Genomic DNA, 15,020 nt, shown 5'->3' with positions numbered 1-15,020 from the left:
GGTCGAGAGGAACCCGTTCAGATATCGAGGACGCCGTTGATCGCTGCCGACCGGGGCGGGAAAGCGCCGGTGTACAGGTCCTCGTCCAGGTGGACGGTCGCGTACGCCCACGTGCGCGGGCGTCCGGCGTCGTCGAACACCCGATATCTCCTACGTAAGCGCGCATGGGGAACGATGTGGTGTTCGAACGACACGACGACCACCGTTGCCGGCCATTCTCCCTGGACGGTGATCTCCACGTTCCGGTACTCGCTGTGCGCCCTGCGGTACCCCGGATGATCGCTCGTCCAGATGACGAGTGGAGCATCGAGGCCTTCGAACCGCACCCGGAGATGGGTGACTGCCAGCTCACGGGCCGCATCACTGGACTCCACCAAGGGCCAGCGGGTGCCCTCGACTCCAGCCAGATCGAGCCGATTCGACCAGGACGCCACAGCACGTCGATGGCGTTCGTCGTCGGCGTCTTCCGCGGCGTAGTCGTTCGCTTCGGTGGGCACGGCACGGGAAGGCAAGAGATCGGTGTCGATCCTGTCCGGCAGTCCGTCCTTCACGTCGACGGTGATCTCGCGTGCCTCATAGGCCAAATTCCAGTTGCGATGGTGCTGATCGAAGACTTGGTGCGGCCCAGTGGGGTAATACTGCACCGTCAGCTGCGTCCCCTTCAGGCGCACCTGGTGGACGAGGTGATCGACGAGAATCAGCGCGCGCGAGCCATCCGTCTGCAGCCACACGAGTTCTGTCTCGGGGGTCGACAGCGGGGCACCAGGGGCAGCGTCGCCATTCCCCGCACGGTCCGCGTAATGGGTACGCGCTCCGGTCAGGCCGGTGATGGGCCGCTCCGTATCGTCACCGTGGCGGGCCTGCATCTCGATCTCTGATGTATGGGGCGAGACGTCGGGCTCCTGCGGAGGTTCGCCGGGCCAGAACGGTTCCGGAGGCATCCAGTCCAGACGTTCAGGATGGACACCCGCGGCGCCGAGATCGTCCTGCGCCCGCCCGGGCGCATCCGGTGCTCCCATCCATTCCGAGGCAGTGCGAGGATCACCGATCCAGAGGCCGTCATCATCGGCACCGACCGGCCAACCGGCACGGAGTGCGAAGTTCGCGACGCGGCCGTCACGCGCGATGAAGACGGTAGACCGCTCGGCGAGGTCCGTAGGATCCTCGGTGTCCTCTGTCTCATAGATGAGCCATGCTCCGTTGGGGGTGGGCCATACGCGTGGTCTTTCGACGCTCCGCTCGGGCATGTCGGCTTCAGGCCACACCACCCAGCGCACGCTGGAGTCCTGACCGACGATCGCCGCAACGGGACGAGTTGCGTCCGGCACGATCGTGCTCGTGCCGACGACGACGACGTCGGCTGGTATCAGGGGCTCCACGGGTTCCTTCACGGGGCTCAGGCTATAGGGGAGTCATCATCCGGATTGTGACCGCGTGTTCAGGTCATAGATCTCGTCCTTCTCCTCGGCGGTGAGGTCAGAGACGGCCAGGATGTCCCGCAGGACGGCGGACTTGCCCGCTACATAGCGGTGAATGTTCATGGACGGGTCGCCCGCCAGCTGTCGCTTGACCGCGCCGTACCGGTCCCGAAGTGCGGGGTGTGTGAGGAGCGCTGCCCGCACCGCCAGGTGGTTGCGGAGGTGGAGCGTCCCGTCCACACAGAGGTAAACATTGCGGGATGGGGTCTCATCCGGTGCCGCGAACGCTGCGCGGTCCGGTACCCCGAGGTCGCCCCGGTGGGCGTAGCCCGCGCGTTCGAGCGCTTCGATCGCCGCGGGGACCACATCGCGCTGAACGATGATGTCGATATCGAGGATGGGCTTGGCCGGCAGGTCCGGGATGGCCGTCGAGCCGACGTGCTCGATCGAGACGATCAGCAGGCCGGACAGAGCAACCTCCAGGGCATCGGCGACAGCCCGGAACTGGCGTGCCCAGTCCGGTGAATGCGGTTCGAGGATGATGCCGGCGCTGTACCGGACGGTTTCCGGGCCCGAGCTCATGCCTCATTGTCCCTGCGGGATACGTTCGACAGGGGCGGTCTCGGGGCGCCGGCTGCCAGCCATACAGCGAGCTCACGTGGCCGTCCAAAGGACAGGGCGGGAGGCATCGACGCATCGGCCCGGATCCGCTCGATCGCCTCCCGTTTGCTGGCGAAGCTCCTGAAGTGCCAGAGGATGATCGAGTCCTTCGTGAGGGCGCGGCGGAGCGTTTCGATGTTGCCGTTGCACACCAGGTCCCTGCGGATGATCCTTCGGATGGTCCGGCGGGTGAGGCGTCCCAGCGAGAGCCATCTGGGGTAATCGAGAAACACGATCAGCTCGGCTCGGGCCAGAATGATGTCCCGCCAGGACGAGTACGCGCTGTCCAGGGCCCAACGGTCCTGGGCGGCAATCCCGGCCGCGATCCCGTACTGGTCCTCGATGGGTCGGCCGCTCCAGCCGGGGAGCCAGCCGAGGTCGTCATCGGCCGAGAACGCGGGGACACCGGCGACGGCGGCATAGGCCTGGGCCGCCGAGGTCTTCCCGCTGCCGGTCACGCCATGGAAGAGGACCCGTCGAGCCGGTGCAGCCGTCATAGTTCTCACCGTAACGTCCAACAAGGTGATCTGGTGGACGGCTCATCACAGGATGCGTGCGACGGGTCGGCGAACGATCCGTCGCATTCTCGTACAGTGAATATCCTTCGATTCGGTCGGCGGCCCGGTCGGGAGGCCGACCTGCCCGACGACCGCATTCTGCAACGGAGTACTCGAGAATGACCGACAACAACGGTTCTGATGATGAGGTACTGCTCACGGGTGAGGGGTGGACGGAGGTCTACCGGATCGGGGACTCGGTCCACCGGCCGGTCCGGCCGCACACCGCAACGATTCACGCGTTCCTCGCGCACCTCCATGAGCGGGGCTTCACGAACGTGCCGGCGCCCCGCGGCTACGACGCGAGAGGGCGGGAGGTCCTGAGTTATGTCGAGGGGGACGTACCCGTGGCACCCCTTCCCGCCTGAGCCGTCGGGGAGGAACAGCTTGCGGAACTTGCCCGACTGATTCGTCGCGCACATGATGCCGCCGAGGGATGGCGCCCTCCTGAGGACGCGGTCTTCGGAGCGATCCCGGGATCTCCGCAGCCAGGGCTGGAACCACTGTTCGGCGAACCGGAACTCGTCGCTCATCAGGACTATTGTCCGGGCAACGTCGTCTTCCGTGACGCTCTGCCGAAGGCGCTGATCGACTTCGATCTGGCGCGGCCCACGACGCGCGTGGCCGACGTCGTCAACGCCCTGTACTGGTGGGCGCCGCTCTGCCACCCGCAGGATCGCGGGCCGGCACTGGCCGACGTCGACGTTCCACGCCGTGTCAGGCTCTTCGTCGATGCGTACGGGATGTCCACCGTCCAGAGACATCAGGTTGTCGATGCCGCACTCCGTCGCCAACGAAACTCCGCAATCACGATGAGGGCTGCAGCGGAAGCGGATCCCATTTTCCGCCGCTGGTGGGAGGGCGGGGTGAAGGACAGGTTGCCGCGGGCGGACAGCTGGCTGACGGCGACCGCTCCGTCGCTCCGGGAAGCACTGCGATAGTCGACGAAGGGATCGGACCCGTTCCTCGAGCGTCACCCTTGTCAGGTGTAGGTCAGGCGGCGAGTTCGTGTTCGGCCATGAGTGCGAGGCGGCTGAGGGAATGCTCGTCGGAGGGTGAGAATGGACGCGCTTGCTGGTCGATGACGCAGAGGGTGCCGACGGTCCATCCGTCGGGGCTTCGGAGCGGATAGCCGGCATAGAAGCGGATGAAGGGATCGCCCAGGACGAGGGGGCTCCACTTGAACTTCTCGTCGTGGAACGTGTCACGAATGATGAGTGGCTGCGATGTCTCGATGGCGGTGTTGCAGAAGGACCGGGCTTTCGGCATGTTCTGCTCCACCGGCCCGATGACGGACTTCAGGAACTGCCGCTCGTCGTCGATGAGGGTGACGATCGCGGTGCTGACCTGGAAGCGCTGCTGCGCGTTGCGGGTGATCCGGTCGAAACGTTCCTCGGGGCCGGTGTCGAGAAGGTGCGTGCGCGTGACGGCGTCGAGGCGTGCCTGTTCTTTCTCGGCGTCGGACAGCATGAACGCACTGGAGGCCCCCAGCTCACGCCATGACATCGCGGACGAACCGTCGGCGGCGTCGTGGGCGGCGTGCGGGACCGGGAGCGCCGGTGATCTCTGGGCGAGCATGTTGACGACATCGGCGAGCAGATTGGTCTCGCGAGCCGGCAGCTCGATCGAACCACTCAGGTAGTCACGAACGGCCGCGAAGGGAGCGGTTCCTCCGCCGTCGAGGTAGCGCTTCGTGATGTGGTCGGTGTCCAATGCCTCTGCGGCTATCGCCTGAAGCATGAGGGCCCGCTGTGGGCGTCCGTGCATGGTGCTACCTCCGCTTCATTTCTCGATGTCCTCCGGCCCTGGACGGGTCGCCTCCCGGGATTACCACAAGACTTCATTAAACCAGCGCTGCGCAACAGCATGCCTCATGTCTGAAAGTGCCGGGCCGCATTCAACGAGGTGGCCGTTCCCGCGACTCGGTTTCGTATCGACGAAAGTGGTGGACGAAGCGTTGTGAGACGGATTACATTCGAAAGAGAGGGCGCGGCACAAGCGCCCTGGTCTCGGTCTCGCTCAGAAAGTCCCATCATCTCTTCCATCCTGTCTCCTTCCAGCGGTAGTTTCACCGTGGAACCGCGGGGATCATCCGGAGTCGAAAGCGCTCCTGCGTGCGTCGCAGGAGACGCAGGGAGGGGCGAGCCTGATCTGACCGCTGTCCTCGTCGCTGTGGGCTGCAAGGACCCGGTAGCCTTCCAGATCCTGTACGAGCACTGCGCTCGCCGGGTGTACGGGATGGTGCGGAAGACGCTGCAGAATCCGGAGAGCTGCGCTGAGGTGACGCAGGAGGTGTTCCTGATGGTGTGGGAGCAGGGCGGCAGGTACCAGCCGGAGCTCGGCCATCCGATGTCGTGGCTGATGACCCTCGCGCATCGCCGTGCGGTGGACCGGCTCCGGGCGGACACCTCACGGAGGGAACGGGATGACAAATGGGCACGGCGGAATTCGTCTACCGGGGTGGACGACGTCGCGGACGCGGTGTTGGTTCGCCAGGACGCGGCGACCGTGCGGGACGCCATGGCCGTCCTGTCACCTGTCCAGCATCAGGCCATCTCCCTGGCCTACTTCTCCCATCTGACCTATACCGAAGTGGCCGAGCACCTCGGGCTACCCTCGTCCACTGTGAAGACGCGGATTCGCGACGGCATGAAGAAGCTCCGTGCGGCGATCGAGGCGAAACACGGAATCGACGCTCGCTAGGCAGCCGGGTCCTGCTGCTCGGTATGTGCGTTGACGAGAGCGATCAGACCGGTTTGCTTGGTGACCATTCAGTAAGCACCACTGACAGGACGTTGATGACGAAGATCCAGCACAGTCCGACCGACACCGATGCGGGCAGCAGTACCGCCCCGACACCTGAGGCGACACCGGTGCATCCTGCCTTCGTGAACGATCGCGCCGCGGAATGGCTGGGCGTGGAGGTGCTGCGGGCCGGGTTCGGCGACGTCCTGATCCGCATGCAGCTGCGCGAGGAGATGCTCAACGGCTACGGCGTGGCCCAGGGAGGCATGGTCACCGCCTTCGCCGATGTGGCGTTCGCCCTCGCCTGCAACGACCCGAACGGTGACGGGAGTACGGTGACCGTGGCGTCCGGTCTGGATATCAACTTCATCAATCCCGGCTTCGCGGGGCGGACGCTGACCGCCCGTGCCACCCTCGTCAGCCAGACCGGCAGGAGCGGGCTCTTCGACATCCGCGTAGCCCAGGGAACCCCCGACGGCGGGGAGGAGACCCTCGCCGAGCTGCGGGGCCGTTCCCGCACCATCCCCAATCCCAGTCACCGCACCCCGTAAGGCGCAGTGCGGGCAGCAGCGAGTGCGGGCCGAAAGAAGACTGGATCGCCGATAACGGTTTGGCCATGGTGCCCCCCGCAAGCCTTCGAAGAATCGATTCGGAGGTAATGTCCCCCGTGGGGGATGACGCAGTGCAGAGCAATTGCCAAGGAATTCCTCGTCAACCATGCCGCTTCGTCCTCAGGAACTCCATCAATGGCCAAACTGCCCGCTGCCCTTGCCCTCGCTTCCGTCGCCGCACTGCTGGCCGGATGCGCCGCCTCCACTGACGAACCTGCAGCCGCGCCCAGGCCCACAGCATCGGCGTCGTCGCCCAGTGCCGCTCCACAGCCGTCGGAGACCGCTTCCGCGCCCCCGGCGGCGAGCGCTTCCGCTACTCCCTCCGCCACGCCGTCCACCGAATCGGCTGCGCCGTCGGAATCAGCAGTGCCCTCCGCCCCAGTCGCGACACCCACCAGCGCCCCGGCCCCCGAAGCGACCGAGGTCGTCGCTGTCACGCCGAACCCGGAATGGGGCGTGGTGCGGGCGACAGTCGCGCAGGGCGCTTCTTTCACGGTCAACGGCAGCGGCTACGAGCCGGGGCAGGAAATCCATATCAGTCTAGGGATCGACAGGACCGACAGCTTCGTGATGGACGAGCAGACCGCCGTTGCCGATGCCGCGGGAAACTTCGGCCTGACCATCACGATCGCGGCGGATCTTCTGCCGGGTGCCTACGGCATTCTGACCTACGTCGCCGATGAGGGGTTGGGCGGCCCCGAGCTCGAAGCGACGAAGCGCTTCGCCGGGATCGACGTCGTCGCGTCCTAGGTGGACTGAGCCCGGGCAGCCGCAACGCGCCGGGCGGCGTCACCGTTCGTCCGGCTCCGACGATGCCTCGAGGATGCGTGCCGCAGCCGACTCCGCGGCGAGTTGCTCGTCGGTCAGCGCCGTTCCACGCAGGAATCCGCTTCGGGCGAGCATCTCCCGGAGCTCCCCGATCCCGTAGGGGCGGGGCCACCGGCTATGCGCGACGACGTGGCAGGTGGCACAGAGCGGTACGAGGTCCACAAGGGGGTCGACGTCGTAATCGGCGCCCACGTACTCCGGCGGGGTGATGTGGTGCATCTGGACCAGGTCGCCGCCGTCGAGCCCGTACTTGTGCTCGAAATCGAGGCCGCAGGCATGGCAGGTGGACCCGTGGTGGGCGACGACTGCCCTCCGCAGCCCCGGGTCGTGCTCGAACCGGTCGACGTCGACCCGCTTCCGTGCTGCGGGCGGCAGGGATCCCGGAGCGGGATCGACGGACGCGGTCTCGGGGGCGAAGGACTCCCTCCAGACGGCACGCATCGCGGTCTCCTCCGTCCCGTCGATCACAACCGGCCGGCCGGCCGCGGCCAGGACGCCGGGCACGCGCTCGACGAGCGGCTCCAATGCCACCTGGTCGCCGCGGGGGAGGAGTGCGTCGAAGGCGATCTGCACCGGCGTCGTCGGCCCGTCCTCCAGGGCACCGACGGCGGCGAGGGTGCCGTGACCGATCAGGCCCTGCCCCGCCCGCGGGCCGGTGAGGATCACGAGCCACACGTCCATGCCGCGCTCGGCGACGGGCTGCGAGGCGCCACGATGCGGGGAGGCGAGGTGGGCGGGAAGAGTCCACCGCTGGAGGATGACGCCGTCACGGCGCGCGGCGTCGACGTCCGCTGCGTACGGGCCGTCCCACTGCTGGTCGTCCGGATTCCAGGGGATGATCAGTGCCGCCATGGCACGAGTGTGCCATGGCCGCCGGCGGGAGATCAGCCGCGCAGCAGCCAGTTCTCGGCGTCGGCCCTCTCGGTGAAGAAGCGTACCTCGGCACGGGCCTTCACCAGGAAGGCGGTGAGCACGAGGTCGACGGCGTCGGTCCCGAGGACTGCGACCCTGGCGGGGAGGTCGTGGGCGAGGATGGCGGTCCTCGCCTCCCACGAGATCTCCTTGAGCTTCGCCACCTCCACGAGCAGTGGCAGCGTCGTCGCGCCGGACGCGGCGATGGCTGATCCCACGCGGGCGACGTCGTCGCGATCGATGGCGATGCGCGGCACCCAGCAGAGGCGGATCAGCGAGGGCAGGGCGGCGAGGGAGAAACGGCCCCTGCGTCGGTCCGCGAGTCCTCGGGCATGACAGCGTTGCATCACGGCTGTATCCATCTGACAGTTCCCCCGAATCGCGCACGTCGCTGCGCACGACGTCCTGCCACCAGGGTTGGGGTGGCGCGCGTGGGCGGCCGGTCGCGCGGGAGCGCGGACCGCACGGTATTCGGCGGCGTGGCCGGTGCGGATGGGTCGAAGGGCGTCAGCCGTCAGAGATTCCAGGGCGGCTGATCGTGCCAGAGCAGCAGGCTGTCGAAGCTGCCGATCACCTCGCGGACCCCCGGAGCGAGGACGGGAAGCCCGCCGTCGACGGCGATCAGGGGTCCGTAGTGCCGTAGTTCCGCCATCTCGTTGGCGAAGTGGAGGGCCCGCGCGTCGGCTGCCGTGAGCCCCAGCCCGCCTGCGGCGACGGCTTCGAGGGCCGACTGGGCATGCCCGAACTGAATGGCGTGGGCGAGGTCGATCGCCGTCGTCTCAGGATCGTGGGCCGCTTCGGTGTCCCAGCGTCGCAGCACCGGGTCTTCCTTGAAGTGCACGCTCGTTCGTTCCCATTCCATTGCCATGACGTCCCCGCTGATCGTTGGCTGAAGTGATTCCAAGGGTCGCAGTATGCGCTTTCCCGGACAAGACCGGCCGATCCGTATTGCCAAGTTGTTAGCCGCCCGTGACCTGCGCCGACTTCGCTCGTCCGCCGCCGTGAGCCGTGCCAGACTGGAACCATGCGCCTATCTTCCCTGAAACCGCACGCGCGTTCGACCAGCCCGAGCGACCCCGCGACGCCCCCGAGCGAGGACCGTCATGTCGCGATGCGGCTCGACGACGCGTGGCTCCGCTTCCAGATCCGGGTTGCGACCCGCCGCGGACGGGTGGAGAGCGTCATCCCGTACACGGGCTACGGGTCGACCTCGTGGGTGCGGGTGTTGGCGCGCGTGGTCCTCAGCGATCCGAGGGACGCCGTCCCCGGGTCGGAGGAGGGGCGCCTGAAGCCGCTGAAGGAAGGCATGCGCGGATGGCGCAACTTCACGAGCGCGCCGGTGGCCCACGCCGTCGTGCATGTCACCATCGGTGACACGGTGCACGACGTCGAGGCGGACCGCGGCGGCGTGGTGGACGCCAGGATCCCGGTCTCGCTCGACGCAGGGTGGCACAACATCACCCTTCAGGCCGGCGGATCCACTGCGGTGGAGGCTCCCGTGCGCATCGTCGCGGACGGGACCGAGTTCGGCGTCGTGTCCGACATCGACGACACCGTCATGGTCACAGCGCTGCCCCGGCCGTTCCTCGCCGCCTGGAACACCTTCGTGCTCGACGAGCACGCACGGACGCCGACCCCCGGCATGGCCGTGCTCTATGAGCGGATCGTGCGCACCCTCCCGTCATCACCCGTGCTGTACCTCTCCACCGGGGCGTGGAACGTGGCACCGACGCTGTCCCGTTTCCTCTCCCGGAACCTGTACCCTGCGGGTCCGAAGCTGCTCACCGACTGGGGGCCCACCCGCGACCGCTGGTTCCGCAGCGGCCAGGAGCACAAGCGGCTCTCCCTGGAACGGCTGGCCGAGGAGTTCCCCGACATGAAGTGGCTGCTCGTGGGCGACGACGGTCAGCACGACGAAGCGATCTACGCGGAGTTCGCCCGGCGCCATCCCGGGAACGTGCGGGCCATCGCGATCCGCCAGCTCTCCGCGAGTGAGGCGGTACTCGCCGGCGGCCGTTCGAAGACCGGTATCCAGCCGACACCGGGGATCCCGTGGATCTACGCCCCCGACGGCGCCGGCATGTCCGACCGCCTCGAGGAGATGGGCATCATCGGGAACACGGTGCGCACGGCGGACGTGCCCGAGGAGGGCGAGGTTGCGGGGGAGTCGGACTGACCGGACGGGCGGGGGAGGAACCAGCGTGAAGGACTCCGAGCCCTCACCCACCTATCCGGCGCTGTCCTACGAGCTGTATCCACCGCGGAACGCCGCGGCGGAGGACTCGCTGTGGACGACCATCCGCCGCCTCGAGGACACACGGCCGGACTTCGTCTCCGTGACCTACGGCGCAGCCGGCAGCAACCGGGACGCCGCCTTCACGCTCCTGCGGCGTCTGCTCACGGAGACCACCCTGAAGCCGTTGGCCCACCTGACGAGCGTCGGTACCAGCCGCGAGGATCTCACGGAGATCGTCGACCGGATGATCGGCGGCGGAGTGCGGGGGATCCTCGCGCTGCGCGGGGACATGCCGGAGGACGCCCACCCCGTGCCGGACGAGGTCGAGCACGCCGACGGGCTCGTCCGGCTCATCCGTGACGTCGAGGCCGGACGGACCGCGCAGCTCGCGGCCGGAAGGATCTCGGTGGGCGTCGCGGCCTATGCGACGCGCCACCCCGAGTCGCCGAGCCTCGAGCACGACGTCGAGGTGCTCCTGGCAAAGGAGGCAGCCGGTGCGGATTTCGCGATCACCCAGGTGTTCTTCACGCCCTCGGACTACTCGGGACTCGTCACCCGGGCGCGCAGCGCCGGAGTCACCATCCCGATCATCCCCGGCGTCATGCCGCTGACGAGCACGCGCCGGCTGGAGAAGCTGAGCAGCCTCGCGGGGATCGACGTCGACGACGCCCTGTGGTCCCGGCTGGACGGTGCAGACTCCGACGCCGAACGCCGCCGCGTGGGTGTCGACGCCACCGTGGAACTCGCCCGGTCAGCCCTGGAGGAGGGCGCCCCCGGCATCCACCTCTACACCTTCAACGAGCACGAGGCCGCTCTGGACGTCCTCGACGCGCTCGACCTGGAGCGACCGCCGCTGGCCGGTCTGCCGGCGTCCCTCTGACCCGTCACCGGACGGTTGCCTGGCCGCTCAGGTCATGCTCGCCGGCTGGGTCACATCGCTGCCTGTGTCCTCGGGGACCGCGACCTCCAACCCCTGCAGCCAGGCGTGCCAGGCCGGCTCTTCGCGCCGGACGTAGTCCGCCGCATCGGCGGAGAACAGGTAGGCCCGTACGCCCGCCGTCGCCGTCCCTGCGCTCTCGCCGTACGCGAAGACGCTGAGCATCCCGGGCACGGGCGCGGTGAGCCGGATCAGCACCTGCCGTTCGCCGACCCGCTCGACGGTGCCGGTAGCGCCGCGGATCTCGACCTTCGCACCCTCTCCACCCAGCCCGAGCGCGTCGTGCAGCGCCGACCAGAGCGCCTGCGCGTCGACGGGGTAGGAGGCGGAGGCCTCGAGCTGGGTGGTCTCCTGGCCCGGGAAGTGCTTCAGGTAGAGGCGAAGGTTGTCGAAGAACGGCATCCAGTTGACGCCCATGTCCTCCCAGAACTCCGACTCCCAGTCGGCGCCGGTCCCGAAGCCGCTGCTCGTGACCCGCACCACGCAGGTGCCGCCTGACTGGGCTTCGACCAGGAACTCCGACGTCAGTGGGCTGAGCACATCCGGGTCCTTGCCCATGAGGGCGGCCCAGTCCTCCTCGTAGACGATGCGCCGCGGTGGATCCCAGCGGGTGACGTGGCCGTCCGAGCCCATCTCGGGGCCCATGGTGAAATGCAGCGAGCCGCCCTCGCGCTCCTCCATCTCGGTCGGCAGGAACCAGGCGCTCATGCCTTTGGCGGTGGCGATGGCCTGCCAGACCTGCTGCGGGGTCCCAGGGACCTCGACGCTGAACTCCAGGCGGTACGGGACATTCGGGATCGTGTTCATCGGTTCTCCTCGGGCAGTGGGTGTGCGGCGACGACGAGCCGGTGGGGGCGCCCGTCGTCGTGGTGGTAGCGGGCTGCGAGCTCGAGCACCGTAGCGGTCAGCTCGTCGGCGAACGAGGCCCGGTCGGCGGCCGACCGGAAGCCGATCTGCGTATCGATGGTCAGGGTCGGCAGGGCTTTGCCGGATGCCCCGGCCCGGCGCGCCAGGGCGCCGACCTCGCGCACCAGACGACCTGCCAGCGCGACGAGATAGCCCGCCGACAGGTGGTCGTCGTTGGCGTCCGGATCGGCCGCGGAGGCGCTGACGGCTGCCGGTGACACGACGTAGGACGTCGCCGATGCGCGCAGGACCCGCTCGGTGATGCCCCCGTGCCGGCGCTCCTCGACCAGCTCCACCAGGCCGTGGGACTCGAGCGCCTTGAGGTGGTAGGTGATCTTCTGGCGTGCGAGGCCGATCCGGGTGGAGAGCTCGGCGGCGGAGGCCGGAACAGCCAGCTCGCCGAGGAGTCTGGCGCGGACCGGATCCAGGACGGCCGCAGCCGCCCCGGTGCTTTCGATGACTTCGACGTCCTGCATGTCACCACGATGACCTTTGACAATAATAGTTGTCAAGGGCTCGAAGGCCCGGAAGTGCTCACGGATCAGCGAACCGGTAAGGGCCGGTGCTCCTTGCGCCGCCAGCCGCTACGCCACGGACGGGTGGCGCGATCTCGCTGCGGTGAGAATCCGGGCCAGCGCCCACCCGGCAACAGTCACTAGTGGCACACTGGCGACGATCAGGGCGACCGGGTTCGGCTGGAACCTCGGACCGTCAGGGCCGGCCACGTACGCGCCGAGCGGCAGCACCCAGCCGCCGCCTCCGCCGCCCGAGCCCTCGCCCTCCGGAGCTGCGCCCTGATGCGCCGTGCTAGACCCGCCGCCGCCACCGAACCCGAAGACGACCAGGGCGGCCGGGACGACGTCGTGATCACCGACCGTGACGCTCTCGCCGAACGCGATCTTCGTGCCCCATGACGGCACCGACCTGGTCATGTTTCCGACTGGATCTTCCATGAGCTCTCGCCTTTCGCTCCTGCCTCGGTAGTGACCGCCCGGCGCCGGTGAGCGCATGGCAGGCATCACCGGAACTGCCGGGATCGGACTCTCGGACCGGCCCAGAGTAGAACGTCCCACCCCGGGCCACCAGAGGCCTTGTGAAGGTGCTGTCAGTGGGCTTGGGCGGGGTCCGCCGTCGTATGCCGGGGTGCGATGCTCTGGGTGCGGAGGATCTCGGCCAGGTGGTCGAGGAAGAGCCGGACGCGGGCGTCGTCGGCGTCGCCCGTGCGGAGCGCGAAGATGCTGCGGGCGAGCCGGATCTCGGGTACGTCGAGGGCCACGATGCCCTCGGGCCGGTTGACCATCGCGAGCTCGGGCACGAGGGCGGCGCCCAGGCCCGCCGCGGTGAGCTCGAGGCTCGCGTTGAAATCGTCGCAGTACGCGCTGATGCGGGGGTGCAGGTTACAGCTCGCGAAGAGCCGTTCGATGACGGTGGCGTCCGCCGTCCCGGGGTGGTGCATGATCCACGGCATGTCGGCGAGCTGGTCGGCGCTGACGCGGGCGCCGCTGCGGATGCCCCAGCTCGCGGGCAGGATGACGCGGAAGTCGTCGTCGCCGATCCACTGGCGGCTGAGGGTCGACGGCCACGCGAGACCGGCCTGGCCCACCTGGTAGACGAGCGCGAGGTCGAGGTCCCCTCCCGTGCGCAGCCCCTGGATGGTGTGGGCGGGCTCCCCGACGAACACGCGCAGCGACACGCCGAGGCGCTGCCACTCGGGCATGCGGAGCAGCCGCGGCAGCGCGAACGTGGCGAGGCTGGGGAAGAGGCCGAGCCGCAGCTCGTGGGCCGGTCCGGATCCGGCGCGGGCGGTCGAGGCGAGCAGGGCGTCGATGTCCGTGAGGACCTTCGCGGCGTGCCGGGACATGGCGACGGCGGCGTCCGTGGGGACGGCGCTGCGGGCCGAGCGCGTGAAGAGGACGGCGCCCGTGTCGCGCTCCAGCGCGGACATCTGCTGCGACACCGCCGACGCCGTGTAGCCGAGGCTCGTGGCTGCAGCGCTGAAGGACCCGTGGCGGATCACCTCGAGCAGTGTCCGCAGGTGGATCGGGTTGATCATCGGGCACTCTCCCTCTCCGTGGACCGGGCCGGGCCGACGTCGGCATGGATGCCGTCGAGCCTACCCGCGGTCTTCCGGGCGGGGTCAGTCGGGGGAGAGGTCGGTCGCGTGGTGTCCACCCTTCCTTGCGCATGTGTAGTGGGTGCGCGACGGCGGCACCCGCCATACGTGCTCCTTCAATGAGGGGTCCGTGGGTCAGGAGGGGTGTCCTTCCAGCCGCCTCGATGGGACATAGATGGCGGGACAGGTTTCGGCGCGGGCCAGACGACGATCAGCGCTGTGGCGAAGGGCCCGAGGAGGAGCGAGACCAGGAACCAGATCCCCCTCGATCTGTTCTTCTGCTCCGCCAGACCCGCATTGACGAGGGCCAGAGCGAAGATGAAGAGACCTGTGCTGACGTAGGTATCCATCCCTCCACCCCACCACTTCGAGCGAAGCCTCTGGGGACGCTCCCGCGGTGTGGCGTATGTCTTCCGCCCTGCTCCGTCCCGAGGCCGTCGGGTGATGCGCGACACGCCGTGAGGAACACGACACGAATTATTTCTGCCTGTGAGGAAGCCCTCCACAGGGCTGTGGACGACGCCCCCGCGAGAGCCGCGATCGGCTGATTTCCGGGCTTTCCGATCGGCCCCGTCTGTGGACATCGTGTGGACTACGACCGCCCCGAATGACATACTTGTAATACATCATCTAGGGGTTGGCACCACGCAGCTGCACTAGATGTAGTATCGAAGTACAGAAGCAGCCGCTGGACGGCATGGGCTTGCCAGACGCGGGAATCCCCGGATTTCTTCCCCTTCCGGGGGTCGCGCGCCGCTCATGACACAGCAGCTGTTCATCGATAAATCTCGTAAGAGTAGTAGAGGAAAAGGGGACCAGGACATGACCGTCACGGTGTACACGAAGCCGGCTTGCGTACAGTGCAACGCCACCTACCGCGCTCTGGACAAGAAGGGCATCGCCTACCAGAGCGTCGACATCTCGCAGGACCCCGCTGCCCTCGAGCGCGTGCGTTCCATGGGCTACATGCAGGCCCCCGTGGTCATCACGGACAACGACCACTGGTCCGGCTTCCGTCCCGACAAGATCAACTCGCTGGCTGACGCGCTCGTCAGCTCAGTAGCCTGACCGATCCCTCCGGGGATCGCCGCGAGGCA

Annotated in this window: 20 protein-coding genes; 8 read left to right on the top strand and 12 right to left on the bottom strand. The window is 68.0% G+C overall.

Going from position 1 to position 15,020, the window contains the following annotated elements; all coding sequences use genetic code 11:
* Nucleotides 1–17: 17 nt before the first annotated feature.
* From C4K88_RS05650 to C4K88_RS05640, 3 genes are read right to left on the bottom strand one after another with little or no spacing between them, the layout of a single operon-like run.
* A complete protein-coding gene (locus C4K88_RS05650) occupies nt 18–1,391 on the bottom strand; it encodes a hypothetical protein (protein ID WP_146065627.1) in 1,374 nt (457 codons plus the stop codon).
* Between the two features lie 24 nt (nt 1,392–1,415).
* A complete protein-coding gene (locus tag C4K88_RS05645) occupies nt 1,416–2,000 on the bottom strand; it encodes a GrpB family protein (protein ID WP_104120642.1) in 585 nt (194 codons plus the stop codon).
* Nucleotides 1,997–2,575, bottom strand: a complete 579-nt coding sequence (locus C4K88_RS05640; protein ID WP_104120641.1) for a P-loop NTPase family protein — start codon at nt 2,573–2,575, stop codon at nt 1,997–1,999. Before C4K88_RS05640 ends, C4K88_RS05645 begins: the two co-directional genes overlap by 4 nt.
* 179 nt (nt 2,576–2,754) lie before the next feature.
* On the opposite strand from C4K88_RS05640, the gene C4K88_RS17595 reads away from it, so the two are divergent.
* Nucleotides 2,755–3,003: an aminoglycoside phosphotransferase/kinase family protein gene (locus C4K88_RS17595; RefSeq protein ID WP_206604352.1), complete on the top strand. Its 249-nt coding sequence runs from the start codon at nt 2,755–2,757 to the stop codon at nt 3,001–3,003.
* A gap of 36 nt (nt 3,004–3,039) precedes the next feature.
* A complete protein-coding gene (locus C4K88_RS17895) occupies nt 3,040–3,576 on the top strand; it encodes a phosphotransferase (RefSeq protein WP_206604354.1) in 537 nt (178 codons plus the stop codon).
* 52 nt (nt 3,577–3,628) lie between these two features.
* On the opposite strand, the gene C4K88_RS05630 is transcribed toward C4K88_RS17895, so the two are convergent.
* Nucleotides 3,629–4,402, bottom strand: coding sequence for a GAF domain-containing protein (locus C4K88_RS05630; protein ID WP_104120640.1), 774 nt, complete (start codon nt 4,400–4,402; stop codon nt 3,629–3,631).
* A gap of 138 nt (nt 4,403–4,540) precedes the next feature.
* Here C4K88_RS05630 and C4K88_RS05625 point away from each other — a divergent pair, with 138 nt between their 5' ends.
* The 3 genes from C4K88_RS05625 to C4K88_RS05615 all read left to right on the top strand — a co-directional run bounded on the left by C4K88_RS05625 (nt 4,541) and on the right by C4K88_RS05615 (nt 6,741).
* Nucleotides 4,541–5,338: a sigma-70 family RNA polymerase sigma factor gene (locus C4K88_RS05625; RefSeq protein ID WP_306418604.1), complete on the top strand. Its 798-nt coding sequence runs from the start codon at nt 4,541–4,543 to the stop codon at nt 5,336–5,338.
* Between the two features lie 95 nt (nt 5,339–5,433).
* On the top strand, nt 5,434–5,931 hold the full coding sequence (locus tag C4K88_RS05620) for a hotdog fold thioesterase (protein ID WP_104120638.1): 498 nt from the start codon (nt 5,434–5,436) through the stop codon (nt 5,929–5,931).
* 426 nt (nt 5,932–6,357) lie between these two features.
* The gene (locus C4K88_RS05615; protein ID WP_146065626.1) at nt 6,358–6,741 is read left to right on the top strand and encodes a hypothetical protein; all 384 of its coding nucleotides are present in this window, start codon (nt 6,358–6,360) and stop codon (nt 6,739–6,741) included.
* A gap of 39 nt (nt 6,742–6,780) precedes the next feature.
* Here C4K88_RS05615 and C4K88_RS05610 read toward each other — a convergent pair whose 3' ends face one another.
* The 3 genes from C4K88_RS05610 to C4K88_RS05600 form a co-directional block, all read right to left on the bottom strand.
* Nucleotides 6,781–7,671 carry an HNH endonuclease gene (locus C4K88_RS05610; RefSeq protein ID WP_104120636.1) on the bottom strand — a complete coding sequence of 297 codons (891 nt, stop codon included), beginning with the start codon at nt 7,669–7,671 and terminating at the stop codon, nt 6,781–6,783.
* Between the two features lie 32 nt (nt 7,672–7,703).
* Complete coding sequence (locus tag C4K88_RS05605; protein ID WP_104120635.1) at nt 7,704–8,081, bottom strand: hypothetical protein; 378 nt, start codon at nt 8,079–8,081, stop codon at nt 7,704–7,706.
* A gap of 164 nt (nt 8,082–8,245) precedes the next feature.
* Complete coding sequence (locus tag C4K88_RS05600; protein WP_104120634.1) at nt 8,246–8,593, bottom strand: hypothetical protein; 348 nt, start codon at nt 8,591–8,593, stop codon at nt 8,246–8,248.
* A 162-nt stretch (nt 8,594–8,755) separates the two neighbouring features.
* On the opposite strand from C4K88_RS05600, the gene C4K88_RS05595 reads away from it, so the two are divergent.
* Nucleotides 8,756–9,907 (top strand): App1 family protein phosphatidate phosphatase, encoded by a 1,152-nt coding sequence (locus C4K88_RS05595; protein ID WP_104120633.1) that lies wholly within the window; start codon nt 8,756–8,758, stop codon nt 9,905–9,907.
* 25 nt (nt 9,908–9,932) lie between these two features.
* A complete protein-coding gene (locus C4K88_RS05590; RefSeq protein ID WP_174705212.1) occupies nt 9,933–10,847 on the top strand; it encodes a methylenetetrahydrofolate reductase in 915 nt (304 codons plus the stop codon).
* Between the two features lie 27 nt (nt 10,848–10,874).
* Here C4K88_RS05590 and C4K88_RS05585 read toward each other — a convergent pair whose 3' ends face one another.
* The 5 genes from C4K88_RS05585 to C4K88_RS05565 form a co-directional block, all read right to left on the bottom strand.
* Nucleotides 10,875–11,711: an SRPBCC family protein gene (locus C4K88_RS05585; RefSeq protein ID WP_104120631.1), complete on the bottom strand. Its 837-nt coding sequence runs from the start codon at nt 11,709–11,711 to the stop codon at nt 10,875–10,877.
* Entirely contained in the window at nt 11,708–12,286 is a 579-nt protein-coding gene (locus C4K88_RS05580; RefSeq protein WP_104120630.1) for a winged helix-turn-helix domain-containing protein, read from the bottom strand. The genes C4K88_RS05585 and C4K88_RS05580 overlap by 4 nt, the downstream gene beginning before the upstream one ends.
* Before the next feature lie 108 nt (nt 12,287–12,394).
* The gene (locus C4K88_RS05575; RefSeq protein WP_241521725.1) at nt 12,395–12,742 is read right to left on the bottom strand and encodes a hypothetical protein; all 348 of its coding nucleotides are present in this window, start codon (nt 12,740–12,742) and stop codon (nt 12,395–12,397) included.
* A gap of 173 nt (nt 12,743–12,915) precedes the next feature.
* On the bottom strand, nt 12,916–13,863 hold the full coding sequence (locus tag C4K88_RS05570; protein WP_104120628.1) for a LysR family transcriptional regulator: 948 nt from the start codon (nt 13,861–13,863) through the stop codon (nt 12,916–12,918).
* A 176-nt stretch (nt 13,864–14,039) separates the two neighbouring features.
* On the bottom strand, nt 14,040–14,273 hold the full coding sequence (locus tag C4K88_RS05565) for a hypothetical protein (protein WP_104120627.1): 234 nt from the start codon (nt 14,271–14,273) through the stop codon (nt 14,040–14,042).
* Between the two features lie 472 nt (nt 14,274–14,745).
* Here C4K88_RS05565 and nrdH point away from each other — a divergent pair, with 472 nt between their 5' ends.
* Nucleotides 14,746–14,991: a glutaredoxin-like protein NrdH gene (gene nrdH, locus C4K88_RS05560; RefSeq protein WP_104120626.1), complete on the top strand. Its 246-nt coding sequence runs from the start codon at nt 14,746–14,748 to the stop codon at nt 14,989–14,991.
* Nucleotides 14,992–15,020: the final 29 nt, after the last annotated feature.

The sequence above is a fragment of the Arthrobacter pityocampae genome, from assembly GCF_002927275.1.
In the GTDB taxonomy this organism is placed as follows: domain Bacteria; phylum Actinomycetota; class Actinomycetes; order Actinomycetales; family Micrococcaceae; genus Arthrobacter_D; species Arthrobacter_D pityocampae.
Note: the sequence above shows the minus strand (reverse complement) of the source record. Positions and strands in the feature narration are given on the sequence as shown.